Source organism: Streptomyces sp. SAS_270 (assembly GCF_052543295.1).
Map to the genome: position 1 here is coordinate 45,351 of NZ_JBMNDS010000008.1, position 26,007 is coordinate 71,357.

At 70.9% G+C, this 26,007-nt stretch carries 20 protein-coding genes and 2 tRNA genes; 12 read left to right on the forward strand and 10 right to left on the reverse strand.

All coding sequences use genetic code 11. The features are described 5' to 3' along the window. Positions 1–77: 77 nt before the first annotated feature. The 4 genes from ACN6LB_RS07800 to ACN6LB_RS07815 all read right to left on the reverse strand — a co-directional run bounded on the left by ACN6LB_RS07800 (position 78) and on the right by ACN6LB_RS07815 (position 4,301). Positions 78–824, reverse strand: a complete 747-nt coding sequence (locus ACN6LB_RS07800) for an ABC transporter ATP-binding protein (RefSeq protein WP_445025137.1) — start codon at positions 822–824, stop codon at positions 78–80. Beyond that, positions 800–1,648: an ABC transporter permease gene (locus ACN6LB_RS07805; protein ID WP_356138494.1), complete on the reverse strand. Its 849-nt coding sequence runs from the start codon at positions 1,646–1,648 to the stop codon at positions 800–802. The genes ACN6LB_RS07800 and ACN6LB_RS07805 overlap by 25 nt, the downstream gene beginning before the upstream one ends. Before the next feature lie 5 nt (positions 1,649–1,653). Then, a complete protein-coding gene (locus tag ACN6LB_RS07810; protein WP_445025138.1) occupies positions 1,654–2,727 on the reverse strand; it encodes an ABC transporter substrate-binding protein in 1,074 nt (357 codons plus the stop codon). 326 nt (positions 2,728–3,053) lie between these two features. Next, positions 3,054–4,301, reverse strand: a complete 1,248-nt coding sequence (locus ACN6LB_RS07815; RefSeq protein WP_445025139.1) for an ROK family protein — start codon at positions 4,299–4,301, stop codon at positions 3,054–3,056. A 447-nt stretch (positions 4,302–4,748) separates the two neighbouring features. On the opposite strand from ACN6LB_RS07815, the gene ACN6LB_RS07820 reads away from it, so the two are divergent. Next, positions 4,749–5,336: a biotin transporter BioY gene (locus ACN6LB_RS07820; protein ID WP_445025140.1), complete on the forward strand. Its 588-nt coding sequence runs from the start codon at positions 4,749–4,751 to the stop codon at positions 5,334–5,336. Between the two features lie 71 nt (positions 5,337–5,407). Here the strand turns inward: ACN6LB_RS07820 and ACN6LB_RS07825 are convergent, their stop codons facing one another. Together ACN6LB_RS07825 and ACN6LB_RS07830 are read right to left on the reverse strand one after the other, a co-directional pair. After that, a complete protein-coding gene (locus tag ACN6LB_RS07825; RefSeq protein WP_445025141.1) occupies positions 5,408–6,778 on the reverse strand; it encodes an FAD-binding oxidoreductase in 1,371 nt (456 codons plus the stop codon). 139 nt (positions 6,779–6,917) lie between these two features. Then, entirely contained in the window at positions 6,918–7,640 is a 723-nt protein-coding gene (locus ACN6LB_RS07830) for an LPXTG cell wall anchor domain-containing protein (protein WP_445025142.1), read from the reverse strand. 220 nt (positions 7,641–7,860) lie between these two features. Here ACN6LB_RS07830 and ACN6LB_RS07835 point away from each other — a divergent pair, with 220 nt between their 5' ends. After that, entirely contained in the window at positions 7,861–9,900 is a 2,040-nt protein-coding gene (locus ACN6LB_RS07835) for a protein kinase domain-containing protein (protein ID WP_445025143.1), read from the forward strand. Positions 9,901–9,965: 65 nt separating this feature from the next. Here ACN6LB_RS07835 and ACN6LB_RS07840 read toward each other — a convergent pair whose 3' ends face one another. Beyond that, positions 9,966–11,435, reverse strand: coding sequence for an amino acid permease (locus ACN6LB_RS07840; RefSeq protein WP_445025144.1), 1,470 nt, complete (start codon positions 11,433–11,435; stop codon positions 9,966–9,968). A gap of 204 nt (positions 11,436–11,639) precedes the next feature. Here ACN6LB_RS07840 and ACN6LB_RS07845 point away from each other — a divergent pair, with 204 nt between their 5' ends. Together ACN6LB_RS07845 and ACN6LB_RS07850 are read left to right on the forward strand one after the other, a co-directional pair. Then, positions 11,640–12,131, forward strand: a complete 492-nt coding sequence (locus tag ACN6LB_RS07845) for a ribose-5-phosphate isomerase (RefSeq protein ID WP_356146577.1) — start codon at positions 11,640–11,642, stop codon at positions 12,129–12,131. A gap of 185 nt (positions 12,132–12,316) precedes the next feature. Continuing rightward, positions 12,317–13,126, forward strand: a complete 810-nt coding sequence (locus ACN6LB_RS07850; RefSeq protein ID WP_445025145.1) for an Fpg/Nei family DNA glycosylase — start codon at positions 12,317–12,319, stop codon at positions 13,124–13,126. Between the two features lie 54 nt (positions 13,127–13,180). Here the strand turns inward: ACN6LB_RS07850 and ACN6LB_RS07855 are convergent, their stop codons facing one another. Then, positions 13,181–14,410, reverse strand: coding sequence for a GNAT family N-acetyltransferase (locus ACN6LB_RS07855; protein ID WP_445025146.1), 1,230 nt, complete (start codon positions 14,408–14,410; stop codon positions 13,181–13,183). A gap of 161 nt (positions 14,411–14,571) precedes the next feature. Here ACN6LB_RS07855 and ACN6LB_RS07860 point away from each other — a divergent pair, with 161 nt between their 5' ends. From ACN6LB_RS07860 to ACN6LB_RS07875, 4 genes are all read left to right on the forward strand, one after another. Further along, the gene (locus tag ACN6LB_RS07860) at positions 14,572–15,753 is read left to right on the forward strand and encodes a PP2C family protein-serine/threonine phosphatase (protein WP_356146564.1); all 1,182 of its coding nucleotides are present in this window, start codon (positions 14,572–14,574) and stop codon (positions 15,751–15,753) included. Positions 15,754–15,916: 163 nt separating this feature from the next. Further along, on the forward strand, positions 15,917–16,732 hold the full coding sequence (locus ACN6LB_RS07865; protein ID WP_356146560.1) for an ABC transporter ATP-binding protein: 816 nt from the start codon (positions 15,917–15,919) through the stop codon (positions 16,730–16,732). Beyond that, complete coding sequence (locus tag ACN6LB_RS07870) at positions 16,732–19,176, forward strand: ABC transporter permease (protein ID WP_445025147.1); 2,445 nt, start codon at positions 16,732–16,734, stop codon at positions 19,174–19,176. The genes ACN6LB_RS07865 and ACN6LB_RS07870 overlap by 1 nt, the downstream gene beginning before the upstream one ends. Beyond that, complete coding sequence (locus ACN6LB_RS07875) at positions 19,173–19,625, forward strand: HD domain-containing protein (RefSeq protein WP_356146552.1); 453 nt, start codon at positions 19,173–19,175, stop codon at positions 19,623–19,625. The genes ACN6LB_RS07870 and ACN6LB_RS07875 overlap by 4 nt, the downstream gene beginning before the upstream one ends. Positions 19,626–19,697: 72 nt before the next feature. Here ACN6LB_RS07875 and ACN6LB_RS07880 read toward each other — a convergent pair whose 3' ends face one another. After that, on the reverse strand, positions 19,698–20,888 hold the full coding sequence (locus ACN6LB_RS07880; protein ID WP_445025148.1) for an acyltransferase family protein: 1,191 nt from the start codon (positions 20,886–20,888) through the stop codon (positions 19,698–19,700). Positions 20,889–21,532: 644 nt separating this feature from the next. On the opposite strand from ACN6LB_RS07880, the gene ACN6LB_RS07885 reads away from it, so the two are divergent. Both ACN6LB_RS07885 and ACN6LB_RS07890 read left to right on the forward strand, forming a co-directional pair. Continuing rightward, positions 21,533–21,727, forward strand: coding sequence for a hypothetical protein (locus ACN6LB_RS07885; protein WP_327428706.1), 195 nt, complete (start codon positions 21,533–21,535; stop codon positions 21,725–21,727). Between the two features lie 112 nt (positions 21,728–21,839). Further along, entirely contained in the window at positions 21,840–23,963 is a 2,124-nt protein-coding gene (locus ACN6LB_RS07890) for a serine/threonine-protein kinase (RefSeq protein ID WP_445025149.1), read from the forward strand. Between the two features lie 98 nt (positions 23,964–24,061). Here the strand turns inward: ACN6LB_RS07890 and ACN6LB_RS07895 are convergent. After that, a tRNA-Gly gene (locus tag ACN6LB_RS07895) sits at positions 24,062–24,135 on the reverse strand. 154 nt (positions 24,136–24,289) lie between these two features. On the opposite strand from ACN6LB_RS07895, the gene ACN6LB_RS07900 reads away from it, so the two are divergent. Next, a tRNA-Pro gene (locus ACN6LB_RS07900) sits at positions 24,290–24,366 on the forward strand. 184 nt (positions 24,367–24,550) lie between these two features. Further along, positions 24,551–25,960 (forward strand): trigger factor, encoded by a 1,410-nt coding sequence (tig, locus tag ACN6LB_RS07905; RefSeq protein ID WP_445025150.1) that lies wholly within the window; start codon positions 24,551–24,553, stop codon positions 25,958–25,960. Positions 25,961–26,007 lie beyond the last annotated feature (47 nt).

The following is a 26,007-nucleotide window of genomic DNA, read 5'->3' on the forward strand; positions in this document are numbered from 1 at the left end:
AGGCCGAAGCGGGGGTACGGGGGCGCAGCCCCCGCAGGACGGTCACTGCGACGGACGGTCACTGTGGCGGCGGACGGTCACCCCACGCCCTCGGTAACCCCCAACGCGGCGAGCAGCCGTTCGCGGTATTCGCCGAGCAGCGGGTCCCGGTACGAGCGCGGGTGCGGGCGGTCGATGGTCAGGTCGAGGCCGATACGGCCGTTATCGAGGACGAGGACCCGGTCGGCGAGCACGATCGCCTCGTCCACGTCGTGGGTGACGAGCAGGACGGAGGGCCGGTGGCGCTCCCACAGTTCCCGGAGCAGGCCGTGCATCCGGATGCGGGTGAGGGCGTCCAGGGCCCCGAACGGCTCGTCGGCCAGCAGGAGTTCGGGTTCGCGGACCAGGGAGCGGGCCAGGGCGGCGCGCTGGGCCTCGCCGCCGGACAGTTCGCTCGGCCAGGCCCGTTCGCGTCCGGCGAGACCGACCTCGGCGAGGGCGGCGCGGCCGCGTTCCGCCGCCTCCTTGCCCTCCGTGCCGAGCAGCACATTGGGCAGGACGCGCCGCCAGGGCAGCAGCCGCGAGTCCTGGAAGACGACGGACACCCGTTCGGGAGCGGTGAGTTGGCCGCTTCCGGCGACCTCGTGGTCGAGGCCGGCGATGGCCCGCAGTAGCGTGCTCTTGCCGGATCCGCTGTGCCCGAGCAGCGCGGTGAACTGTCCGCCCGGGAGGTCCAGGTCGATGCCGTCGAGGACGGTGCGTCCCTCGAACGAGCGGGTGAGGCCCCGGAGTTGGACCGCCGGACCGGTCTTGGTGGATGTCAGCTGCTCAGCGTGCGTCGCCACGACAGCACCCTCCGTTCGATGAGGCGGACCGCGCTGTCGGAGGCCAGACCGAAGACGCCGTAGATCAGCAGGCCGACGAGGATGATGTCGCTGCGGCCGTAGTTCTGGGCCTGGAACATCATGTAGCCGAGTCCGCTGGTGGCGTTGATCTGCTCCAGGACGACCAGGCCCAGCCAGGAGCCGGTCACTCCGAGCCGCAGCCCGACGAAGAAGCCCGGGAGGGCTCCCGGGATGACGATCTGCCGGATGAAGGCGACCCTCGACAGCCCCTGGACCTCGGCGAGTTCGACGTAGCGGTGGTCGATGCCGGACAGGGCCGCGTGCAGGTTGAGGTAGATCGGGATGTAGACGACGATGGCGATGATCGCGATCTTGAACGTCTCGCCGATGCCCAGCCAGAGGATGAACAGCGGGATCAGACCGAGCGTCGGGATCGCCCGGTTGAGCTGCACCGTCCCGTCGATCAGGGCGTCGCCGATGCGGCTGAGCCCGGCCGTGAGTGCGAGCGCCACCCCGGCGGTCAGGCCGAGGGCGAAGCCGTATCCGGCCCGCTCCAGGGAGGTCAGCACATCGGTGGGCAGGGTGCCGTCGGTCCACAGGTGACCCGTGGTCCGCAGGACCGTCCAGGGAGCGGGTATCGCGGCGGTGTCCAGCCGCCCGGCGGCGGAGGCGGCGGCCCACAGGGCGACGAGGAGGGCGGGGCCGATCAGCCGGGAGGCGGGCAGGCGCCTGCCGGGGGAGAGGCTCCGGCGTCGCCGGGGGCGCCCCTGCCGGCCGGTCTTCTCTGCGGTCACCACAGGTGCCGCGGCGGTGGTGGTGGTCATGACGGTCAACTCCGGTACTCGGCGGGTACGGACTGCGCCGCGATGCCCTCGAAGCGGTGGTCGAAGAGCGAGCCGACCTTGAACGACTTCACGAAGCCGCCCTCGGCGAGCAGGTCGGCGGTCTCCTGCTCCCACCTGATCGACTCCGCCCAACTCGGCGGGAACAGCGGCTTGTTGGCGAGCGCGGTGATCGACTCGGCCTGCGCGAGGGTCAGGTTCTGGGTCTTGACGTAGAACTCCCTGTTCCAGACGTCCGGGTGCTCGTACTGCCAGACCTGGCCCTTCGCCCAGTACGGGATGTACGCGGCGACCGCGGCGGCCTTCGCCTCGTCGGCCAGCACGGAGGCGGGCGCCCACAGCAGGTTGAGCAGGTCGACCACGTCGGTGGTGATGGCGTGGGCGCCCTTGGACTCGTACTGCTTCAGGTACGCCGGTGCCTGCTGGTTGGCGAGCGGGGCGATGTCCACCTGGCCGGCCTGGAGGGCGGTGAGGAACTGGTTGCTGGTCAGCGGCACCAGGTTCACGTCGTCGTACTTCAGCCCGGCCTTCTTCAGCGCCCGCAGCAGTACGACTCCCTGCGCCTGCCCCTGGGAGAAGGCGAGCTTCTTTCCCTTGAAGTCCTCGACGGTGCGGATGTCGCTGCCGGGTTTGGTGGCGAAGAGATAGTTGGGCTTGCGGGTGACGTTGATCGCGACGATCTTCGCGTCGTATCCCTGGAAGTGCGCCTGAATCGGCGGGATTCCCGCGTTGTTGGCGACGTCCAGGGACTTTGCGCGGAAGGCGTTGATGACATCGGGACCGGCGCCGATGTTCGGCCAGTCGGCCACCGTGAAAGGCAGTCGACCGAATTTGGCGAGCTTGAACTGAAGCTGCTGCACGCCTTGGTACGAGGAGATCTTCAGGCTCGTACCGGAGGGCACCTTGTCGGCCAGCGGCGCGGTCGAGGCGCTCTTGGTCCCGGCAGCGGCACTGCTGTCCGCGCAGCCGCTGAGCCCGGCGACGGCGGCCGTGGCGCCGAGCAGCGAGGTGAGGAACAGTCGCCGGTCGACGCCGGACAGGGACGGGTGCGCTGGTGGCATGGGAAGCTCCGTGAACTCAGGTGACGGGAATGCGCGGAATTTCCGGGCAGGGGGAACCGGAAAAGGCAAACGGGAAGCGGGAATTGGGGGACCCGAAAGGGAAGTACGGGAACCCCAAAGGAAAACGGTGACAGTGAAAGGTGCACGAGGGAAACGCGCGCAGCGGGCGCGTGCAAGTACTCACCATGCATCAGGGGCGCTGACGGATGGTCAGCGCGTCAGCGTGTCAGCAACAGAGGGTGCGACAACTCGTGAGCAGCATGAATACGATGTTCCCGGTCTTCGGCAAGGCCTGTCAACATTCGGAGTTTCTGAATTAAGTCCGCTCAGGTGAGGAGCCCGGAGATGTCCGGCGCGGCACCCAGCGGATCCCGGTAGAGCACGTCCAGGGCCACCGCGCCGCCCGCCACCGCGAGCACCGAGTCCGGAAAACTCGTCGCAGACACGGACGCGGCCCGCTCCGGCCCGACCTCCGCGCGCAGGGCGGCGAGGCAGTCCTCCCGGTGGACGACCCCGATGTCGGTGACGACGACGGTGTCGGGATTGAGCACGTCGAGCAGCAGCCCCGCCGCCCGTCCGATCATCCGGGCCCGCTCCACGAGCAGCCGTACGGCAACGGGGTCGTCGTCGGCCGCCGCGGCGACCACGTCCATCGGGTCCACGCCGTCGGTGACGCCCGCCTCCCGCGCCCGACGGCACAACGTCCGCTCGCTCAGCTCGACCTGGAGGCAGCCGATGCGCCCGCAGTCGCACGGCTCCGTACCGGCCCCCAGCGGCAGATGGGCGATCGACCCGGACTGCGAGCGGGGGCCGTGGTGCACCTCGTCGTGGGTGGCGAACGCGGCGTCGACCACGTTGCCGACGAAGAGGTGCAGCATGCTCCGGCTGCCCCGCGCCCGCCCGAACAGCCGCTCCGCGTCGACCAACGCCCGCGCATGTCCGTCCACATGCACCGGCAGCCCGGTGCGCGCCCCGAGCACGTCGCGCACCGGCACCTCGCGCCAGCCCAGCAGGGGGTGCTCAACGACGGTCCCGGAGTCCCGGTCGACCCAGCCCCCGGCGGCCACCCCGACACCCAGCGCCGTATGCCGGCCGGCGACGTCCGCCAGCAGCGAGTTCAGGCCGTCGGCGGCCCGCGCCAGCACCTGGCCCGGATCGGTGCGCCCGGCATGCGACAGCCGCCGCTCGGCGACCACGCGTCCGCGCAGATCGAGCACCGCGACAGTGGTGTACGGCACCGCCACGTGCACCCCGCCGACCACGAACCGCCCGTCGTCCAGGTCGACGGGCACATGCGGGCGGCCGACCCCGTTGGACTGCCGGGGCGCGGCGGCCTCACGGATCAGCCCGAGCTCGGCGAAGCGTGCGCAGTACTCGGTCACCGAGGCCGCGGACAGCCCGGTCAACCGGGCGACGGTACTGCGCGCGACCGGCCCGTGCTCCAGCACGGACCGCAGGATGAGGCTCGCGCTGGTGCGGCGCCGCGCAGAGTCGGCGGCCCGCCGGACGATGGCGGGCGGGGGAGCGGGAGGGGAGAGAGGGGACGGAAGGAGTGGTGCCGCGGTACGGGACATGGGGAGTCTTCCTCGGGAGCGGGTCCGACACTGCGCCGCTGAGTGCGACGAGCCGGATCAACTCCGCCCGCCGCTACCCGAGAAGACAGGTGGCCGTACCTTGCCGTCGCAGGTCGACATAGCGACGCGACGTGAGGTTCTCGGCCTGGGCAACCATGGCTGAAAGGGTATGCGGGGAGGGCCGATCAGGCCAGGGGGCAAGTCCTCGGCGGAGAAGGCGACCAAAGGCCTTTGGTGGAACCCCACAGCCGAAGCGCACCGCCACCCCCAGGACAACCGCCCCCACCTCAGTGACCGAAGTCACGCCGCACCGGATGTATCCACCACCCTTTGTCGGAAGTCCACCACACCCACGATCCACCCTTTGTCGAGCGCTGACGGTGATCGCCTCAACCGCCCTGGGATAGCGTCACCGTGTCCCGAACTGCCCTCACCCGCGGAGACCCCATGAGCACCGCCACCGCCGCAGCATCCGCACGCCCGGCCCAGGTCCTCGCCGACCTCCTCCCCGCCTCCCGTGTGAGGGACGTGGCCCTCGTCGTCGGCGGCGCCGCGCTCACCGGGCTCGCCGCCCAGATCTCCGTCCCCGTCCCGGGCACCCCGGTACCGGTGACGGGCCAGACCTTCGCGGCCCTGCTCGTCGGCACCGCACTCGGCACGAGCCGCGGCTTCCTCGCGCTCGCGCTGTACGCGGTGGCCGGCGTCGCGGGTGTGCCGTGCTTCGCCGACGGCACCTCGGGTGTCGCCGTCTCCTTCGGCTACATCCTCGGCATGGTCCTCGCGTCCGCCGCCGTGGGCGCCCTGGCCCGCCGCGGCGCCGACCGCTCGGTGCTGCGCACGGCGGGCACGATGCTGCTGGGCGAGGCGATCATCTACGCGGTGGGCGTCCCGTACCTGGCGTCCGCCGCCGGCCTCTCGATGTCCGCCGCGATCGCGGCGGGCCTCACCCCGTTCCTGATCGGCGACGCGCTGAAGGCGGCCCTGGCGATGGGCGTGCTGCCCACCGCCTGGAAGTTCCTCAACCGCGAGAACTGACCGCTGGAACCGACGGCGAGAGCTGCGCGAGAGCCGGCCGCGAGGCCGCAGCTCAGGCCACGCGTCGCAGCTCAAGCGATGTTGTAGTTCCTGCGAAAGAGGTTCGCCGGGTCGTACGTCGACTTCAGCCCGGCGAGCCTCTTGTGCGTCGCGGCGTCGTACAGCCCTTCCGGGCGGTCCCCGGCCCCGAACGCGAAGTTGAGCACACGCCCGATCGTCCACGGCGCGAGAACCCCGAACGCCGGGTCCAGGACCGCCCGTGCCGCCTCCCGGCCCTCCTGGCCCGCACCGGGGGAGATGATCGCCAACAGCCGTACGAGGAAGCGCCCTTCACGGTGCGGTACGGAGTTCGGCGCCTCGGTCGCCAGCGCCCCGCCCAGGTGGTTGATCTGCAGGACGCACATGGTCGGGGCGTCCGGCCCGGTCCGGGCGAGGACCTGGGCCGCGGCCTCGACGTCCAGTTCCCGCAGCACCGCGCTGTCGCCGTAGTAGGGGTGCGGGAAGTCCGGGTCGCTGTGGATGGTGTGGCTTTCGGTGTACGGCATCTCGCGCAGCGAGTCCGAGAGCGCGGGCCCGATCCTCCGCAGCGGGGCGACGAGTTGCTCGCCCTCCTCGGCAGTGCCCGTGTACGCGACACGCACGGAGATGACGTACCGGCCCCGCAGGTGCGGCGGCATCCCGGGGGCGTCAGGGTAGGGCACGGCCGCGAACGACGAGGTCAGCCCGTCCGGCACGGTCCGGGTCCAGCGCTCGTACGCCCTGAGCACATCCACCGGGTCGATCTCGCGCCCGTCGAAGGCGAGCGATCCGCCGTACAGCCGGGCCACCGGCACCAGACCGATCTCCAGCTCGGTCACGACCCCGAAGTTGTGACCGCCGCCGAGCAGCGCCCAGTACAGGTCGGGGTCCGACTCCCGGGTCACCCGGCGAGGCCGCCCGTCCGCGGTGACGACGTCGAGGGAGCGCACATGGTCGGCGGCGTACCCGAACTCCCTGGCCAGGATGCCGAGTCCGCCGCTCAGCGTGTACGAGACGGCGCCGACGCCGGGCGCCGAACCGTTCAGCGGGGCGAGCCCGTGGGGCGCCGCCGCCTCGACGACCTGTCCCCAGCGGACGCCCGCCTGGACGCGGACGGTACGGGCCTCGGCGTCGACCGTGACCCCGTCCATCCGCCGTGTCGTGATCAGGACACCGCCCTCCGCGGAGCCCGGCAGCCCGTGCCCGGTCGCCTGGACGCCGACGGGCAGGCCCTCGGCGGCCGCGTATGCCACCGCCCGTGCCACGTCGTCCGTCGACGAGGCGGCGAAGACCGCTGCGGGCCGCTGCGTGAAACCGGTCTGGAACCCGGCGAGTTCCTCCTCGTACCCGCTGTCGCCGGGCCGCAGGACAATCGTGGCAGCGCTCTCGGGATCGTTCTCCGCAAGGTTCTCCATGCTGTTCATGACGCCCATCCTGCGCACCAAACCTGACGTCCCCCGTCAGCTTTTCATTGTCGCCCGGCCTGGGCGCCACCGCCTGGCGCACACACGGCGACGCCCCCGCGGTGAGAGCCGCGGAGGCGTCGCCTGGCTGCCGTACCTCTTACGAGGCCTTCTGCTGAGGGTTCCGGCGGGTCCACCACAGGCCCACCGCTCCCGCGGAGATCAGCGTCGCCCCGGCCGCGCCGAACGGCAGGAGCCGGCTCCCGACACCGGTCTTGGGCAGTTCGTCGCCGACGGGGCCGACCGGCTCGTTGTCCGTGCCGAGCAGCAGCGGTGTGGTGGGCGCGTTCGGCGTCGGCTTGTTCGTGCCGAAGGGAACCGGGCCCTGCTGCCAGAACGTCTTCTTACCGTCACTGTCCTGGACCGGAAGACAGATCTTTCCGGTCTTGCTCAGGTCGAAGGTCGCGCCGATGTCGTACGACTTCGACTTGCCGGCCGCAAGGTTTCCGACGTCACAACTGAAAGCGCTGTTCGAGCCCTTGGGCAGATCCTTTTTCGCAATCGCGGAGCAGCCCTCGACGCTCTTGACCGTCAGGCCGTCGAAACCGGCGACGACAAGCCTGATCTTTCCGCTGTCCTTCGTCCCTTCGTTCTTTACCGTGGCGGTGATCGACGTTTCCTTCGAACCGTTGTCGACCGAGATCTTCTCGGGCAGCAGAGTGGTCAGCTTGACGCCGTCCGGTGCCTCGTCAATGACCTTTCCCCCCTTGCTGCTTCCCGGTCCCTGGTCATCCGCCGCGGCGGTGAAGGGAAGGATCATCACCATCGAGAAGGATGCCGCGAGCAGTGAACCCGCGACGGCCGTCGTATGACGAGAACTCATGTTCGTCCCCCTTGCGTCCCCCTGGACTGCGCCTGAATTCGCAGTACTTGAAGAGGTACCACAAGATTTCTCCGCACTATGCTGGTACGGCATGAAGTGTGACCAAGTGTTTCTGAGCTGGTACAACGTGAAATTCGATCAGGTGTTTCTGGTGTGACGGCAGTTGAGGGGGTGCAGGGGATTGCCGGGAAGTACGCATGGCGGTGTTCCAGGATTACTGGTGACGGGTCGCTATCGGCTGGACGAAAGCATCGGTCAGGGGGGAATGGGACGGGTGTGGCGAGCCACCGATCACATGCTCGACCGCCAGGTGGCCGTCAAGGAAATGCGGATAGACGGGCTGGACCCGGAGGACACCCGCACGCGCCGGGAACGCACGCTGCGCGAGGCCAGGGCCACCGCCCGGATCGACCACCCCAACGTCGTGCGGGTGTACGACGTCGTGGACGAGGGCGAGCGGCTGTGGATCGTCATGGAGCTGGTCGCCGGACGTTCGCTCGAACAGGTCGTCATCGAGGACGGTCCGCTCGGCATCCGTGAGGCGGCGCGCATCGGGCTCGGACTCGTCGCCGCGCTGCGCCAGGTGCACGCCGGGGGCGTACTGCACCGTGACATCAAGCCGGGCAACGTCCTGGTCGAAAGGGGCGGCCACCGCGTCGTCCTCACCGACTTCGGCATCGCCGCGATCCAGGACGCGAAGGCCCTCACCATGGTCGGCATGCTCGTCGGCTCGCCCGACTACATGGCGCCGGAGCGGATCTCGGGCCGCCCGCAGGGCCCGCCGTCCGACGTCTGGTCCCTGGGCGCGACCCTGTGCGCGGCTCTCGGCGGACGCTCCCCGTTCTCCCGCGACACGACGCTCGCGACGTTGCACGCCGTGCTGTACGAGGAGCCCGAACTACCGGCCGAGGCAGGCGAGCTGCACGACATCCTGGCCGCCCTGCTGGAGAAGGAACCGGCGGCCCGCCCCGGCCTGCCGGAGGTGGCCACAGCCCTGGAGCCGATCGCGTTCCCGGCGCCCCCACCGACGCCGACACCCCCGCCCCCACCGGCGCCGGAACCGGAACCGGAGTACCTGGGACCACCGAATTCCGAGCCCGGAGGAGCGCAGCACGAACCGTTCCCCACTCCCGCCCTCCTGGACGCCCCCCTCGTACGCGCCGCGCGCCTCCCCGGGCAACAACACGTGCCGCCGCCCCCTCCCGAGGCCCCCACGACCCCGAACGGCCGGGTCGGCGCCGTGGACCCGAGGCGCTCGGAACCGGCACACGACGCCGCACCGCCTCAGCGCACGCCGACCTGGTGGCACCCACCGGTCACCGAAGAACCGGCACCAGAAGCACCTGCCTCCGAACAGAATCCCGCGCCCATCCCCACCTTCACCCCCGAGAGCAACCACCACGCCCCCACCCCCGAAGGCGTGGTCGCACCCCCCGCCGAGGCCGCCAACGCGTCCACCGAGGTCGCCCCTGAGCGGAGCCTCGAAGTCCGTTCCGAGACGCCTTCCCCCCTCCCCAGGGCGGACGTGCCGACCGAACCCTTGCTGTCGTCGCCCCGGCCCCGCCCCCCGGACGACGTCCTGGGCCCCGCCGTGCCGTCCGGCCCCCGTGGGAGCCGGCGCCGCAGGGGCTTCGCCGCCGCCGGGGGAGTGGTCGTCGCCGGAGCCCTCGTCTGGGTCGTGATCGCCGCGACGGGCGGATCGCCCGACGACAAGGACAACTCCTCCTCGTCCTCGGGCTCGTCGGCGTCCGCCTCGACCGGGCGGACCGGCGGCTCGGGGTCCCCCTCGCCCACCGTCGAAGGGACCTCGCGTCCGCCCAGCACCCTGGTCAGTGCACCGCCGGGATCGCGCAAGGAGGGCGGGATGTACGCCTGGGTCCCGCCCAAGGGCTGGACGCGGAACATGGTCAGCGCCGTCGAGGTGCACTACGCCTCGCCCGACCGCAAGCAGGAGATCCTGGCCAACGCGAACGAGGCCAGCGGTGACCTGCTGGAGCAGTGGCAGATAAAGGAGAGGAACCAGACCAGCAAGGGGCTCGACTACCAGCGGGTCCGCCTGGAGAACACGACGTTCCGCGGTGCTCCGGCGGTCGTCTGGGAGTACTACGTCACGGCCAAGGGCAAGTACTGGCACGCCCGCCTGCTGGGCTTCCGAAGCGGCAGCACGTCGTACGAGATCAGCACCTGGTACCGCCCGGACACGGAGGCCACCGCGCTTCCGGTCTACGAGCAGGTCAAGAAGACGTTCACGCCCCTGTGACGCGCCGAGGGGCCCGGCGGCGACTGCCACCGGGCCCCTCGGGTCATCTCACATCAGGTCACCGCTCAGGCGCCGACCTCGGCCTGCACCTCGTCGCGCGGCGCGACCGCATCGCCTTGCACGGCCGTCTGGTCGCTGCCGTACCGCTGGCGTACGAAGGCGATCACCAGCACGACCCCGGCGACCAGCAGCGACAGCAGGACGGTCGTCCGGCCGCTGCTCGAGCCCTCGGTGTCGGTCAGCATGTAGCCGAGGACGAAGACGATCAGCGCGGCCGTCGCCCAGGTCAGATACGGGTACAGCCACATCTTCACGATCAGCTTCTCCGGCGACTCGCGCTGGATGATCTTCCGCATCCGCAGCTGCGAGAAGCAGATGACCAGCCACACGAACAGGGCCACCGCACCGGAGGAGTTGACGAGGAAGAGGAAGATCTTGTCCGGGGACAGGTAGTTGAGGAAGACGGCGACGAAGCCGAAGACGACCGAGGCGAGGATGGCGGCCATCGGCACACCCCGCGAGGTGGTCCTGGAGAACGACTTGGGCGCGTCCCCGCGCTCCCCGAGCGAGAAGGCCATGCGGGAGGCCGTGTAGAGCCCGGAGTTGAGACAGGACAGCACGGACGTCAGCACGATGAACTTCATGATCTGGTCGGCGTGCGGGATGCCGAGGGAGCCGAGGGCGGCGACGTACGAGCCGTCCTTCGCGATCGCCTTGTCGTCCCACGGCAGCAGCGAGACCACGACGAGGATCGAGCCGAGGTAGAAGATCCCGATGCGCCAGATGATGCTGTTGGTCGACTTGGTGACGGCGCGCTGCGGGTTCTCGGACTCGCCTGCCGCGAGCGTGGCGATCTCGCTGCCCATGAAGGAGAAGACGACCAGGAGCACACCGGTGAGGATCGCGCCGGGGCCGTTGGGGAGGAAGCCGCCGTGGTCCGTCAGGTTGCTGAAACTGGCCTTCTCGGCGTCGACGCCCGGGAGCACGCCGAAGATGGCGAGCCCGCCGATGACGATGAACGCGCCGATCGCCACGACCTTGATCCCGGCGAACCAGAACTCGAACTCGCCGTAGGAGCCGACGGAGACGAGGTTGGTGGCGGTGAGGACGATCATCACGATGAGGGCCCAGCCCCACTGGGGAACGGCGGGGATCCACCCTTCGAGGATCTTGGCGCCGGCGGTCGCCTCCACGGCGAGTACGACGACCCAGAAGAACCAGTAGAGCCAGCCGATGGAGAACCCGGCCCAGCGGCCGAGCGCGCGGTCGGCGTGTGCCGAGAAGGAGCCCGAGGTCGGGTTCGCGGCGGACATCTCACCGAGCATCCGCATCACCAGCACCACGAGCGTGCCGACGAGGGCGTACGAAAGGAGGATGCCGGGGCCCGCGGTGGCGATACCGGTGCTGGAACCGACGAAGAGTCCGGCTCCGATCACCCCGCCGATGGCGATCATCGAGAGGTGACGGTTCTTGAGTCCGGCCTGGAGACCGGAGCCGGGTTCCCCGGCTTTGGTCGGGGTCGGCTGCGAAGTCATGAGGGGATTCCTTTGCGCCGGGTGAGCGGTCTCCCGTACGGGCGGCGTACGGGTCGGACCAGTGAATCGGAGGCAAAGGAATTCGTGAACCTTTGATTCCAGATCGTTACTTGAGGTTTTCCTGAGGTTCTGTAGGATTGCTCAGAGTTTTCGCCTCGCGCCCCCGGCGCTGCTGCCCCGAAACAGCCGTGTCACACTCATCCCATGCGCGTGTATCTCGGCTCCGATCATGCCGGTCTCGAACTCAAGAACCACCTCGTCGAGTGGCTCAAGGCCGCCGGCCACGAGCCCGTCGACTGCGGGCCCCACATCTATGACGCCCAGGACGACTACCCGCCGTTCTGCCTCCGCGCCGCGGAGCGGACGGCGGCCGATCCCGAGGCTCTGGGCATCGTGATCGGCGGCTCCGGCAACGGCGAGCAGATCGCCGCGAACAAGGTGAAGGGCGTCCGTGCCGCCCTCGCCTGGAGCGAGGAGACCGCGTCCCTCGGCCGCCAGCACAACAACGCCAACGTCGTCGCCGTGGGCGCCCGTATGCACACCGAGGACGAGGCGACCAAGTTCGTCGAGACCTTCCTCGCCACCCCGTTCTCCGGTGACGAGCGCCACATCCGCCGCATCGACATGCTCGCGGCGTACGAGACGACAGGCGACCTCCCGCCGATCCCGGCGCACCACCCGCAGCAGGCGCAGTAGCCCGCGCCCGGCGTTCGAGACCGATTCCGCCAGCCGCGGGGGTTTCAGCCCGTCCGGCGTTTGAGGACGAGCGCGAAGCGCGATGCAGGGGGAGAGGGGGCGCAGCCCCCAGGACAACGGGAAGGGCAGGGGCGGAGGGGGCGAAAAAAGTCCGCTCCGCCCACCGAACCGCACAGGAGGACCCCGTGCCCGAGGGGCACACGATTCACCGCCTGGCCAAGGACTACGCCGCCGGGTTCACCGGCACACCCACCCGCGTCACCAGCCCGCAGGGCAAGTTCGCGGACGCCGCAGCCCTCCTGGACGGCGCCCCACTGGCCGCCGCCGACGCCCACGGCAAGCACCTCTTCCTCGGCTTCCGCGAGAGCGACTGGGTCCACATCCACCTCGGCCTCTTCGGCAAGGTGAACTTCGGCGCGGCTCCGCCCCCGCCCCCCACGGACACCGTCCGCCTCCGCCTCGCGAACCCCACCGCATACGTCGACCTGCGCGGCCCCACCACCTGCGCCCTGATCACGGACGCCGAGAAGCAGGCCATACACGCCCGCCTCGGCCCCGATCCGCTGCGCCCGGACGCGGACCCGGCGACGGCGTACCACCGGATCTCCCGCAGCCGTACGACGATCGCCGCCCTGCTGATGGACCAGAAGGTCATCGCGGGCGTCGGCAACGTCTACCGCGCCGAGGTCCTCTTCCGGCACGGCATCGACCCGTACCGTGCGGGCAAGGACATCAGCCGCGCCGAGTGGGACGCGATCTGGGCCGACCTCGTGGCCCTGATGCGCGAGGGTGTCCGCAACAACCGCATCGACACCGTCCGCCCCGAGCACGAGCCGGAGGCGATGGGCCGCCCGCCGCGCAAGGACGACCACGGCGGCGAGGTGTACGTGTACCGCAGGGCGAACCTGCCCTGCCACATCTGTGGCGGCGAGATCCGCACCGCCGATCTCGCCGCCCGCAACCTCTTCTGGTGCCCGTCCTGCCAGCAGCGGTGACCGGGCGCCGCCTCCGGAACCCGTAGCTCCGGGACCAGTTGTCCGACCGGCCGTCTAGAACCCGTGCGGCAGCCAGGGCGCGACCGCCGAGGTGAACGCCAACGACGCCTCCGCCAGCGCGCCCTGGCGCAGCTCCCGCACCCGCCCGGCCGCCGCGAGCGCCACGAGAGACGTGCCGCCGAGATACGCCGACCCCAACTCCCGTACGGACAGGGCCAGATCGGACGCGTCCTCGGTCCGCACGCACGACGCGCCCTTGGCGTCCCCGGTGAGCCGCCAACGCCCCGCGTTCCAGGGGCAGAAGTCGTCCTCCACCTCGAACACGACGTCCACCGGCGCCTGATACGTCCGAGCCTCCAGCGCGGCGCCGACCTCGACGAGACGCACGTGCAGCCCGTCCTTCATCCGCACGGCGCAGCGGCGGATGTCGGACACCATGTGGAGCAGGCCCTCGTCCGCGGGCCGGCCGCGCGTGCGCAGCGTGGACGTCAGGTCCAGGTCGAAGAGGAACCGCCACAGCGCGGCCCGCGCCGCCGGATCGAGGCCCTCCAAGTCCTCAACGACCACAGACCCGTTGTGCCCGGCCGGCCCCCACTCCGGCTTGACCCGGAACCGCGCGTAACCGACCGTCTCCGTGCCCCGCTCGGCGACCACGCACTGCAACGGCGAGGCCCCGTCCCGCCCGCTCTCCGGATCGAGCACCCCCAAGCGCTCCCAGCCGGGCCGGCGCGCCAGCATGCCCGGGCGGCTCGGCACCACGCGCGCGTAGACCGCCTCGCAGGCGTCCAGGACGTCCGCCGGGGCGGCGTACCGCAGACGTACGTCATCGGTGCCGGGCGGCACGGACAGTCGCACGCGGCTCGTGTCGATCTCCGCATGGAGCTGGTGCGTCCCGATGCCGTACCCGAACCGCCCGTAGATCTCCGGCTCCGACGCCGTCAGCACCGCCAGCGGCTCGCCCCAGCCGCGGACGTCGTCCAACTGGCGCCGCATCATCGCGGTCAGCAGGCCGCGCCGCCGGTGCGTACCCGACACGCTCACCATCGTGATGCCCGCCGCGGGCACCGAGGCGCCGCCCGGCACGGTGACCTTGAACGTGAACGCGCCGGCGGTGCCCACGCACTGATCGCCGTCCCAGGCACCCAGGGAACGGTCGTACTCTGTGAGCGCATCCCACAGTTCGCGCTCCTCGGACGGTTCCGGCACCCCGCCGAAAGCACGGATCAGGATGTCGTACCAAGCGTTCCAGTCGGCCTGCCGCAGAACCCGCAACTCAGTCGCCATGCGCCATGCCTACCAGGGCAATGCGGTACGAGCCAGGGAATTTCCCCACGGCCGCCCGAGCGCGCCCTGCGTGAGGTTCTCTGTGAAGTTGAGCGCTCGGACGGGGGACAAGTGGGACCTCCCGTGCCAAGCACCTGGTCCGATGGATAGGGTCCCCAACAATGGCAGCAGGACGAGAGCGGCGCGCGGCGGCCGAGACGTTCACGGCCCGGTTGAAGAAGCAGTGGCACCGGGCCCGCACCGGCCTGCGCAGATCCGCCGTCGACTACTTCCGCGGGGACGGCTCGGACTGGATCGCACTGGCCGGTCTGCTGCTGACGATTCCGCTGATCGCGGCCACCACGCTCGTCAATTCCGTCTGGTGCGCGCCCTCCGCCCTGGTCCTGCCGATCGTCGCGGGCGGCCTGCTCCTGCGCCCCGCCAGCCTGCTCGGTCTCTACGCCGCCGCGGCGACCGCGCTGATCGTGGAGTCGGTGAAGCTCGGCCCGTACACGGAGGGCCCGGCCCGGGTCACGCCGGGCGTGGTCCTGGTGGTCGCGGCCTGCGGCTTCTTCGGGCTGCTGATCGCCCAGTTCCGCAGCCGGGTGGGCGTCCCCTGGCGGCGCGGCGGCACCATGCTCTTCGACCTGCGCGAACGCATCCGGGTCCAGAGCAAGCTGCCGAAACTGCCGCTGGGCTGGCACCGGGAGATGGCGCTGCGCCCCGCGGGCGGGCAGTCCTTCTCCGGTGACTTCGTGGTGGCCGCCCGGACCAACGGCGGCCGCACCCTCGAAGTCGTCCTCACCGACGTGTCGGGCAAGGGCATGGACGCGGGCTCGCGCGCCCTGCTGCTGTCCGGCGCCTTCGGCGGTCTCCTCGGCTCGCTGCCCCCGCACGCGTTCCTGCCCGCCGCCAACGGCTACCTCCTGCGCCAGGACTGGGACGAGGGCTTCGCGACCTCCATCCACCTCGTCCTCGACCTGGACTCCGGCGACTACGAGATCTTCTCCGCAGGCCACCCGCCGGGCCTCCAGCTCAGCGCGGGCACCGGCCGCTGGGAGGAGAAGACGGCCGAGGGCCCGCTCCTCGGTGTGTACGACGGCGCCCAGTTCGACCCCGTCAAGGGCTCCCTGCGCCCGGGTGACGTCCTCATGCTCTTCACCGACGGCCTCGTCGAGACCTCCGAGCGCGACATCGTCGAGGGCATCGACCGCCTCACCGGCGAAGCCGACCGCTATGTCGCCGGCGGCTTCCACGGCGCCGCCTGGCACCTCATCGAGGCGGTCGCGAGGGACGTCAACGACGACCGGGCCCTCCTGCTGATCTGCCGCGAGGGCGCCGTCGTCAGCCCGTCCGCCCTCTGAGGACGAGCACCCCCGAGCCTCGTCCCGGATCCGGGGTGGGGTTTTCCCCCGCCCCGATCCGGCAGCCCCCCTCATGGCCCCCGCACACCCCGAATCCGTACGTTCGAGACACCGGACCTCACCGGACACCACCGCACTCGAACGCGACGGAAGGGCGGACCCCATGGGCCTGCGGAAGAAGCGCCACCGCGACAGTGACGTGGGCGTGGGCGCGAACGCGGACCCTCGCGGCGACCTGGCCGTCGAACTGCACGGCGTGACGCGCCGCTACGGCCGGGGCGGCGCCGCCGTGCACGCCCTGCGCGGCATCGACCTCGCCCTCGCGCGCGGCACGTTCACCGCCGTCATGGGCCCCTCGGGCTCCGGCAAGTCCACGTTCCTGCAGTGCGCGGCCGGCCTCGACCGCCCGACCGCCGGCACCGTCCGCCTCGGCGGCACGGAGATCACCGGCCTGAGCGAGAAGAAGCTGACGGTACTGCGCCGCACCCGCCTCGGCTTCGTCTTCCAGGCCTTCAACCTGCTCCCTTCGCTCACCGTCGAGCAGAACGTGCTGCTCCCGATGCGGCTGGCCGGCCACCGCCCCGACCGCCGCCGCGCCGCCGAGGTCCTCGCCCGGGTCGGCCTCGCCGACAAGGCCCGCCGCCGCCCCGGCCAGCTCTCCGGCGGCCAGCAGCAGCGCGTCGCGATCGCCCGCGCCCTGGTCGCCCGCCCCGACGTCGTCTTCGCGGACGAGCCGACCGGCGCCCTCGACACGACCACCGCCGCCGAGATCCTCGGCCTGCTCCGGCACGCGGTGGACACCCTCGGGTCCACCGTCGTGATGGTCACCCACGACCCGGCGGCCGCCGCCTGGGCGGACCGGGTGCTGTTCCTCGCCGACGGCTCCATCGCCGACCGCCTGGAACGCGGCTCGGCCCAGCAGATCGCGGCCCGCATGACGGCGCTCACGGCGCCGTCCTTCGCGGGAGCGGCCGCCTGATGCTGCTGCCCAACGGCCTGGCCCGCGCCGCCGTCCGCTTCCGGCCCGCGGGCTTCGTGGGCACGTTCGTCGCGCTCATGATGGCCGCGCTGATCGTCTCGGCCTGCGGCATCCTCCTGGAGACGGGCATACGGGCGTCCGTGCCGCCCCAGCGCTACGCGGGCGCGCCGGTGGTGGCCGCCGCCGACCAGCACGCCGCCTACATCACGGGCCACGGCGAGGACCGCGAGGACGAGGGCGCCCCGGTGCCCGACCGGGCCCGTCTGGACGACTCCCTGGTCGCGAAGGCCGCCGCCGTCCCCGGAGCACGCACGGCGGTCGCCGACGTCACCTTCCCCGTGCGGGGCCCGCACGGCGCCCTCACCGCGCACGGCTGGGGCTCCACGGCGTTCACCGGCGAGCGGCCCGCGACGGGCCGCGCCCCGGCCGAGGGCGAAGTGGTCCTCTCCGCGGGCGCCAGGACCGGCGACCGCGTGACCCTCACCACCGCCGACGGCCCGCGCACCTTCCGTGTCTCCGGCACCGTCGACAACCCCGGGCAGCCCACCGCCTGGTTCGCCGACACCGAAGCCGTACGTGTCTCGGGGCACCCCGGAAAGATCGACGCGATCGCCGTACTGCCCAAGGACGGCACCCGCCCCGAGACCCTCAAGTCCCAGGTGGCGCACGCCCTCGGGGGTCGGGCCGAGGTCCACACCGGCGACGACCGCGGCGCCGTCGAGGACGCCTCGCTCGCCGAGGCGAAGGAAGTGCTCACCGGACTCGGCGGATCCTTCGGCGGTGTCGCCACGATGGTGGCCGTCTTCACCGCGGCCGGCACCGTCGCGCTCTCCGTCGGCCAGCGCTCCCGCGAGTTCGCGCTGCTGCGCGCGATCGGCACCACCCCGCGGCAGATCCGCCGCACCATCGCCACCGAGGCCCTGCTCGTCGCACCCCTGGCGGGAGCGCTGGGCTGCCTGCCCGGCATCGCCCTGGCCCGCTGGTGGTTCGGGCAGCTCCAGGACAAGGGCGCGGTTCCAGGCGCCGTGGAGCTGTCGGTGTCGTACATCCCGGTGGTCTCCGCCATGGGCGCCGTCCTCCTCACCGCCCTGTTCGCCGGCTACATGGCGGCCCACCGCAGCTCCCGCATCCGGCCGGGCCAGGCGATCGGCGAGGCGACCGTGGAGCGGCTGCGCCCCGGCTGGATCCGTACGCCGCTGGGGATCGCGGCGGCGGCCGGCGGGTTCGTCTGCGCGGGCCTCGCCGCCTCGCTGAGCGGTGACGACGCGGCCAACACCGCGCTCGGCATCGTGATGCTCTTCATGCTGGCCGTCGCGCTGCTCGGTCCGTTCATCGCGCGTGCCTGCGCCGCCCTGTTCGGGCTCCCGTTGCGCGGAGCCGGTGCCTCGGCGTCGCTCGCGGTGGCCAACTCCCGTACGAACTCCCGCCGGCTGGCCTCGGCGATCACCCCGATCGTCCTCGCGATGGCCTTCTCCTCCGTGCTCGTCTTCCTGCACACCAGTGAGGAACGGGTCACGCAGGAGCAGCAGCGGGACGGCGTCGTGGCCGACCACATCGTCACCTCGGACGCGGGCCTCGCCCCGGACGCGGTGGACCGCGCCGCCCGCATGCCCGAAGTCACCTCCGCCGTGGGCCTGTTGCGGACGTCGGTGCTGATCCCGGTGGGCGGCTCGCTGGAGTCGGCCTCCGCGCAGGGCGTCACGGGATCCGCGAAGGACTTCGCCGCCGTCCAGGACCTGGACGTACGGCACGGCGCGCTGTCCCTCGGGCGCGGTGAGGTCGCGCTCGACGCCTCGCTCGCCGGCAACACCCATGTGAAGGTCGGCGACCGTCTGAAGCTCCGCCTGCCCGACGGCACCAAGGCGGCCCCGAGGGTCGTGGCGACGTACGGCAGGGGCCTCGGACTTGCCCAGGTCACGCTGGGCCGCGCCGACTTGAACACTCACGTCACCTCGTCCTTCGACACCGAGATCTGGACGAAGGGCGGCACGGCGGCCGACCTGTCGGCGCTGGGCACGGTCCAGGGGCCCGGCGACTACACCGCCGCCCAGTCCCTCGACCGGGAACTCAACGCCTGGGCGAACACCGTCATGGCGGCCGTCCTCGGCGGGTTCGCGGCCGTCGCCGCCGCCAACACCCTGGTGATGACCGTCCTCGACCGCCGCCGCGAACTGGACACGCTCCGTCTGATCGGCTCCACCCGCCGCCAGGTCCTGCGCATGGTCCGCTGGGAGGCCCTGCTGGTCGCCCTCGCCGGAATCGCGCTCGGCACCGCCATCGCGCTGGCCACCCTCGTGCCGATGACCAAGGGGCTGACCGGGCAGGGACCGTACATTCCGCCCCTGTTGTACGGCGCGTTCGCCGCGGCGATCGTCCTGCTCGGCGTGACCGCGGTCACCCTCCCGGCCCGGGCGGCGCTGCGCGGGGAGACACTGGGGGAGTGACCCCCACTCTCCTGACCCTGGCCGAAGTCGAAACCCTCGCGCGCGCGGCGCACGCCGGGCAGACCGACAAGGCGGGCCGCCCGTACGCCGAGCACCTCCAGGCCGTGGCGGACGGTGTGCGCGTCCGCGGCGGCGACGACGAGCAGATCGCCGCGGCCTGGCTGCACGACGCGGTCGAGGACGACGCCCTCTCCGAGGACTGGCTGCGCGAGGCCGCGCTGACCCGGCGTACGAAGGACATCGTGCTGGCGCTCACCAAGCGCGAGGGGGAGTCCCCGGGGGCGTACGCGCAACGCATCCGCACCACCTCGGGCGCCCTCCTGGTCAAGGCGTCCGACCTCGCCCACAACGCCGACCCGGCCCGGCTCGCGGTCCTGGACGAGCACACCCGGGCCCGGCTGACGAAGAAGTACGCGGCGATGCGGGCCCTGCTGGGGCTCGCGCCCTGAACGGCGCCGACCACCGCTGGTCAGCGGTGGTCGGCGATATTCAGCGCTGACCATGGTGGTCTCCGGCAGGGGTTATGCCTTCACCCTCGCCCGGTCGCGGGCCAGTTCCGTCGCGTCCCGCTTGAACGCCCAGTCCATCCTGGGCTCCATCGAGAAGCGGAAGACCCGCCGGACCGGTGCGGTGCACAGCACGGTGACGGCCGCGCCGAACAGGAGCGTCACGGTGACCGTGCCGAGCGGCGTGTGCAGCCACGGGTGCTCGAACCAGCCCCAGAAGTCGGCGGCCTTCACCAGGAAGCCGTGCAGCAGGTAGCCGTACAGCGTGCCCGCGCCGAGCGCCGTGAACCAGAACGTACGGCGCGGCACCCAGGAGAAGAAGCACGCGGTGAGCACCAGCGAGCAGCCGAAGAGGGCGAGCGTCATGACCGCGCCGGCCCACCACGGGGCGCCGAGGTCCTGCGCGGCGTCACGGTGGTAGAACCACGCCGTGTTCATCCGCGGCACCGCCCACCAGCCGACGGCCAGCGCGGCGGCGAAGACCGGCACCGAGAGGATGCGGACCTCGCGGCGGCGCACCAGTTGGAAGTGCTCGGGCTTCATGACCAGGCCCAGCACGAAGAACGGCAGGAACTGCAGCACGCGCTGCAGGTCCAGTTCGGCTCCTATGTCGGGCGAGACGGACGCGAGCACGGCGATGCCGAGCGCGAGCGGCAGCGGTCGGCGCACGACCTTCCACAGCGGGGTGGTCAGCCGCCAGACGAAGAGGGCGACCAGGAACCAGGTGAGGTACCAGGGGTCGAGCAGGCTGATCGGATGGTTCGGGTCCGGCGCGCCCCAGCGCTTGAAGAGGGAGTACGCGGTCTCGAAGAGCACGTAGGGCACCGCGACACCGGTGACCAGCCGCTTGAGCCGGTCGGGGCGCATGTCGAAGCTGCGCGAGAAGTAGCCGGAGATGATGATGAACGCCGGCATGTGGAAGGCGTACACAACGGTGTACATCGCTTCGAGGACGCGGCTGTCGCCCTTCAGGGGCTCCCAGGCGTGCCCCATGGCCACCAGCACGATGGCCAGGTACTTGGCGTTGTCGAAGAACGCGTCACGCTGTTTCGCGGGCTTGCCGCCCGGGGCCGCCGCGGCGTCGCCGGCCGTGTGCGGGGTCTTCGTCTGCTGCGATGAGCGCGGACTCGGCACTCCGTCGGCCGGCTGCTGTGCCGGGGGGAGCGGCGCTCGGTGTTGGCCGTACGGTCGGAGCGAGTTCGTCACAGACCCTCCCACCAGGAGCTCGGTGAGACGATCCGGGACCTCGCTGCTGATGCGGGGGACAAGGCAGCGTGGAACATCTGAGGCACCCTAGCGTTGTCTATGCGTCTTCGTAAAACCCTCGACGTGACTTCTGCGTCTTTCCTGCTTATCGCCTGCGAGTACCCGGGATTTGGTGAACTCTGCATGCTGGTTCGCAGGTGGATCTGTCGACACAGCGACCTCTGTATGTGACCCTTCTGTCCGCTTTCATCCTGACTAAATGGTGCATAACATGCGCGGGCGACTCTGGTGAAATGTCCGGTTCTTTGGCCTTTATTGGCCCACTTGAAGGGTCGTCGATGTGCCTGTGGCAACAATTCGAATTCCCTGCGAACAGGATGTGTGGACATGGAAACGTTCCTTCTGAAATTCCTGTGAGTTCTCCCGGCGCCGTCATGGGAAGAAGGCCTCGAATTGCTGTACGGGAGGCGGCTGTTCGCGCCCCCGGCGGGGTCGCCGGTGCGCCCGGCCCGCAGGTTCGTGGCCGACGATGCCTCACCCGCCGCATACCGAAGCCGTGTTGGTGGCACGATGGTCCTGGCGGGGGTGTGCGGGGTTGCACCTCCGGGCCGGGAGAGCGGACCGACCGTAGGGTGTGATCAGTTGTGGCCATTTCGCTGTCAGTGGTACTGCTGTTGGCGATCATCCTGGTGGTGTTGATCCGAGGGGGGTCGATCAAGGCGGGGCCCGCCGTTGTCGCGGTGCTCTTCGGTTTCTTCCTCGCCTCGACCGGTATGGCTCCGTCCATCCAACGGTTCCTCGACTCGATAGCGGAGACCATCAACTCGATCAGCTTCTGACGGCACTTGGCGGCTTCCGGCGGCTCCTGAAAGCCGCGGACGGCTTCCGAGTGAACGGGGCGTATACGCTCGTCGCCCGGCGTCGGAGGATTCTGAACGGGGGCGTACGAGGATGGGGCTGCGGGACTCGGATCCGTCGGAAGTGGGCGGTTACCCCATCGAGGACCGCCTCGGATCCGGCGGCATGGGTGTCGTCTATCTCGCCCGCTCCGCCTCCGGCCGCCCCCTGGCGATCAAGGTCGTCCACGGGCAGTACGCCGACGACGACGAGTTCCGTACCCGCTTCAGCCGTGAAGTGGCCGCCGCCCGCCAGGTCAGCGGCGCCTTCACCGCCCCCGTGGTGGACGCGGACGCCGACGCGCCGCGTCCCTGGATGGCCACGCTCTACATACCGGCCGAGAACCTCGGCACCCACATACGCGACCACGGGCCGCTGCCCCTGGACCGGCTGCGCGACCTCGCCGCGGGCCTGGCGGAGGCGCTGCGCGACATCCACCGTGCCGGAGTGGTCCACCGCGACCTGAAACCGGCCAACGTGATGCTCGCCGACGACGGGCCCCGCGTCATCGACTTCGGCATCTCGCGCGCCGCGGAGTTCGGCGTCGCCGACGCCCTCACCCAGACCGGGCGCGTGATGGGCACCCCGCCCTTCATGTCCCCCGAGCAGTTCTCCTCCCCGCAGGAGGTCGGCCCGGCCGCCGACATCTTCTCCCTCGGCGCGGTCGTCGCCTTCGCCGCCACCGGACGCGGCCCCTTCGACAGCCCCAGCCCCTACGAGACAGCCGTCCGGGTCGTCGACGGAGAGCCCCAACTCGAAGGCCTGCCCGACGAGTTGCGCCCCTTCGTCGAGCTGTGCCTGCAGAAGCACCCGAAATCCCGGCCGACCCCGGACGAACTCCTCGCCCTGCTGAGCCACGGCACACCCCCCGCACCCCGCCCCGCCCCCGACGCCCCCACCCTCGTCGACGTGCCGCACCCCCGCCGCGGCCGCCGACGGCTCGTGATCGCCGCCGCCGCGGGCGCCGTACTGCTCGCCGCCACCGCCTCGGTCGCGGTCGTACGGCTCAGCGGCGACGACCCCGTCCGCAGCGACCTGCCCGCCGGCTGGAGGGAATGGCACGCGGCGGCGAAGGGCTCCGGCGACGCCACCGGCACGTTCAGCAACTGCGGCGCCGTCGGTACGTCCCTGGTGTGCGCCGGGGACGACGTCAAGGCGGCCCGCTTCTCCCTGGCCACGGGCAAGGGCACCTGGAGCCTGCCGGTGGACTCCACTCCCGACGACTCCAGCAGCAGCGAGGGCTCGGTCCTCGGCGCGCACCGCGGCCGCGTCTACGTCTACGCGAACGACGAGGCCGGCACGGACAAGGAGACCGAGCTCCCGGCCTCCCGCTACTCCGTCCAGTCCCTGAACCCGGTCACCGGCAAGGTGGTCTGGAAGACGCGTACGGGCGACGGCGGCAACGCCATCGCCCCCGACCTCGCCCAGGGCGGCGCCGTGACCCTCCCCGAGGGCATCGTGGCCGTCTACGGCAACAGCGGACGGTCGTACGCCCTGCTGGACGCGGACACCGGCAAGGTCCGCTGGAAGCAGCCCATGCCCGCGGGCGGGGAGTACTGCGTCCTGGGCGCCGCCGCACACCGCGCCTACCTGCTCTGCCAGACCGAGAGCATGGACAGGACCAGCCTCTACGCCCTCGACAACGCCACCGGCAGGCGCCGCTGGTCCGTCAGCCTCAAGGGATCGCTCGGTTTCCTCGGCCAGGACGGGAGCCGCCTGATCCTCGCGCCCGCGGACGGCGACGTCGCGTACCGCGACCTCACGACCGTGGACATCGCCACCCACCGGCTCCTGCGGATCCCGCTCAGCGGCCCCCAGCCCGCCGGCGCCACCCTTCACCTCGCCGGCGGCACCCTCTACTTCTCCCTCAACAACGGCAGCATCCGCGCCGTGTCGCCCCGGACCGGACGGCAGAGCTGGGAGGGCAACTCGACCGTGGAGTACCCGGGCCCGCCCCTGGCCACCACCACCCACCTCTACGTCGCCTCCCCCAGCGGCCGCCTCGCCGCCATGGACCTGCGCACCGGCAAGGTCGACGCCACCCGCCCCGGCCGCGACGAGGCGAACGGCCCCCTCGGCCTCTCCCAGACGGGCGCCCCGCTCCTGCGAAAGGGCGACGCCCTCTACGTCCCCTACGGCCGGCGCTCGGTGTACACCGTGGATGTGCGCCACCTGTAGGACGGCGGCGCGACCGCATGCCGGGAGGGGACGGAGCCGTATGCCGGAGGGCAGGAAAAAACCTCCGGCCCGGTTCCGAGGAACCGGGCCGGAGGTCGTGGAGCGGGCGACGGGAATCGAACCCGCGTAGCTAGTTTGGAAGACTAGTGCTCTACCATTGAGCTACGCCCGCGCAGGATGCGCCGCAGGTCAGTGACCGCGGCACAGGAGGCATCGTAGCGGGTCGTACCCCCTCACCGCACACCCCGTTTCCCGGCCACACGTGCGCTCGTGAAATTGCGGCAGCCGCACTGTCTGCGGGCATGTACCCTACGTGTCGCACCAGACGGGGTGTGGCGCAGCTTGGTAGCGCGTCCGCTTTGGGAGCGGAAGGCCGTGGGTTCAAATCCCGCCACCCCGACCACCGAGCCGTGCCACCGGCAAGATCGCCTTTTGGGGCGCGTACCGCCTGCGGTTACTATGCAAGCTGCGCGCCCTGTGTCTGTACTTCCGAGTCTCTCAAGGGCCGCGAATCCGCCGAAGGGCTGCCCGACCGGGCAGATCACCTGGCAGAACCCCAAGAAGTCAGCCCCCAAGGAGACCGAACCGTGAAGAGCGCCGTGGAGACCCTGAACCCGACTCGGGTTCGGCTCAGCATCGAGGTGCCCTTCGAGGAGCTCAAGGACAGCCTCGACGCGGCGTACAAGAAGATCAACCAGCAGGTCACGGTGAAGGGCTTCCGGAAGGGCAAGATCCCGGCGCGCGTCATCGACCAGCGGTTCGGTCGCGGCGCCGTGCTCGAAGAGGCCGTCAACGACGCGCTCCCGAAGTTCTACACCGAAGCGGTCAACGAGGCCGAGCTGAACGTACTCGGTCAGCCCGAGGTCGACATCACCGAGCTGAAGGACGGCGAGACGCTGAACTTCACCGCTGAGGTCGACGTCCGCCCGACCATCGAGATCCCGGACTACTCCGGCATCGAGGTCGAGGTCGACGCCATCGAGGTCAGCGACGAGGACGTCGAGAAGGCCGTCACCGAGCTGCGCGAGCGCTTCGCGTCGACCTCCCCGGTCGAGCGCGCCGCCGAGGACGGCGACGTCCTCACGCTCGACCTGCAGGCCAAGGTCGACGGAGAGGTGCTGGAGGACGGCGTCGCGGACGGCGTCTCCTACACCATCGGCTCCGGCGAGCTGCTGGAAGGCATCGACGACGCCGTCAAGGGCCTGGAGGCCGGTGGCGAGGCCACCTTCACCTCCGAGCTGAAGGGCGGCTCCGCGGCCGGCAAGGAGGCCGAGGTCACCGTCAAGGTCACCCAGGTCGCCGCCCGCGAACTCCCCGAGCTGGACGACGAGTTCGCGCAGCTCGCCTCCGAGTTCGACACCCTGGAGGAGCTGCAGGCCGACAGCCGCAAGCGCCTCGAGAACATGAAGCAGTACGACCAGGCCACGCAGGCCCAGGAGCGCGTCCTGGAGAAGCTGCTCGAGCTCGTCGAGGTGCCCGTCCCCGAGAAGCTGCTCGAGGACGAGATCAACACCCGCAAGCACAACCTGGAGCACCACCAGCTCGGCCAGATGGGCCTCGACCTCGAGAAGTACCTCGAGATCCAGGGCAAGACGGTCGAGGAGTTCGACGCCGAGACCAAGGAAGCCGCGGTCAAGGGCATCAAGACGCAGTTCGTCCTTGACGAGCTCGTCAACAAGGAGAAGCTGAACGTCAACCAGGAGGAGCTCACCGAGCACCTCATGCGGCGCGCGGCCTCCTCCGGCATGTCCCCCGACCAGTTCGCCCAGGCCGTCGTCGAGGGCGGCCAGGTCCCGATGCTGGTCGGCGAGGTCGCCCGCGGCAAGGCCCTCGCGGTCGTCGTCGAGGCCGCCACGGTCAAGGACACGAACGGCGAGATCGTCGACCTGGACGACGAGGACGAGACGGAGACGGCCGCCGAGGTCGCCGCCGAGGCCACGGACGGCGACGCCACCGAGGCCACGGACGGCTCCGCCGAGGAGACCACCGAGGCGTAAGCCTCCGGCGCTCCAGCAGTTCCGCGACGGGGCCAGGGGGGGGGAGG

Bases quoted from the DNA above. Each gene is read 5' to 3' on its own strand.
- ACN6LB_RS07805 (WP_356138494.1), bottom strand. From the start codon at position 1,648: ATGACCACCACCACCGCCGCGGCACCTGTGGTGACCGCAGAGAAGACC.
- ACN6LB_RS07810 (WP_445025138.1), bottom strand. From the start codon at position 2,727: ATGCCACCAGCGCACCCGTCCCTGTCCGGCGTCGACCGGCGACTGTTC.
- ACN6LB_RS07815 (WP_445025139.1), bottom strand. From the start codon at position 4,301: ATGTCCCGTACCGCGGCACCACTCCTTCCGTCCCCTCTCTCCCCTCCC.
- ACN6LB_RS07820 (WP_445025140.1), top strand. From the start codon at position 4,749: ATGAGCACCGCCACCGCCGCAGCATCCGCACGCCCGGCCCAGGTCCTC.
- ACN6LB_RS07825 (WP_445025141.1), bottom strand. From the start codon at position 6,778: ATGAACAGCATGGAGAACCTTGCGGAGAACGATCCCGAGAGCGCTGCC.
- ACN6LB_RS07830 (WP_445025142.1), bottom strand. From the start codon at position 7,640: ATGAGTTCTCGTCATACGACGGCCGTCGCGGGTTCACTGCTCGCGGCA.
- ACN6LB_RS07840 (WP_445025144.1), bottom strand. From the start codon at position 11,435: ATGACTTCGCAGCCGACCCCGACCAAAGCCGGGGAACCCGGCTCCGGT.
- ACN6LB_RS07845 (WP_356146577.1), top strand. From the start codon at position 11,640: ATGCGCGTGTATCTCGGCTCCGATCATGCCGGTCTCGAACTCAAGAAC.
- ACN6LB_RS07855 (WP_445025146.1), bottom strand. From the start codon at position 14,410: ATGGCGACTGAGTTGCGGGTTCTGCGGCAGGCCGACTGGAACGCTTGG.
- ACN6LB_RS07860 (WP_356146564.1), top strand. From the start codon at position 14,572: ATGGCAGCAGGACGAGAGCGGCGCGCGGCGGCCGAGACGTTCACGGCC.
- ACN6LB_RS07865 (WP_356146560.1), top strand. From the start codon at position 15,917: ATGGGCCTGCGGAAGAAGCGCCACCGCGACAGTGACGTGGGCGTGGGC.
- ACN6LB_RS07870 (WP_445025147.1), top strand. From the start codon at position 16,732: ATGCTGCTGCCCAACGGCCTGGCCCGCGCCGCCGTCCGCTTCCGGCCC.
- ACN6LB_RS07890 (WP_445025149.1), top strand. From the start codon at position 21,840: ATGGGGCTGCGGGACTCGGATCCGTCGGAAGTGGGCGGTTACCCCATC.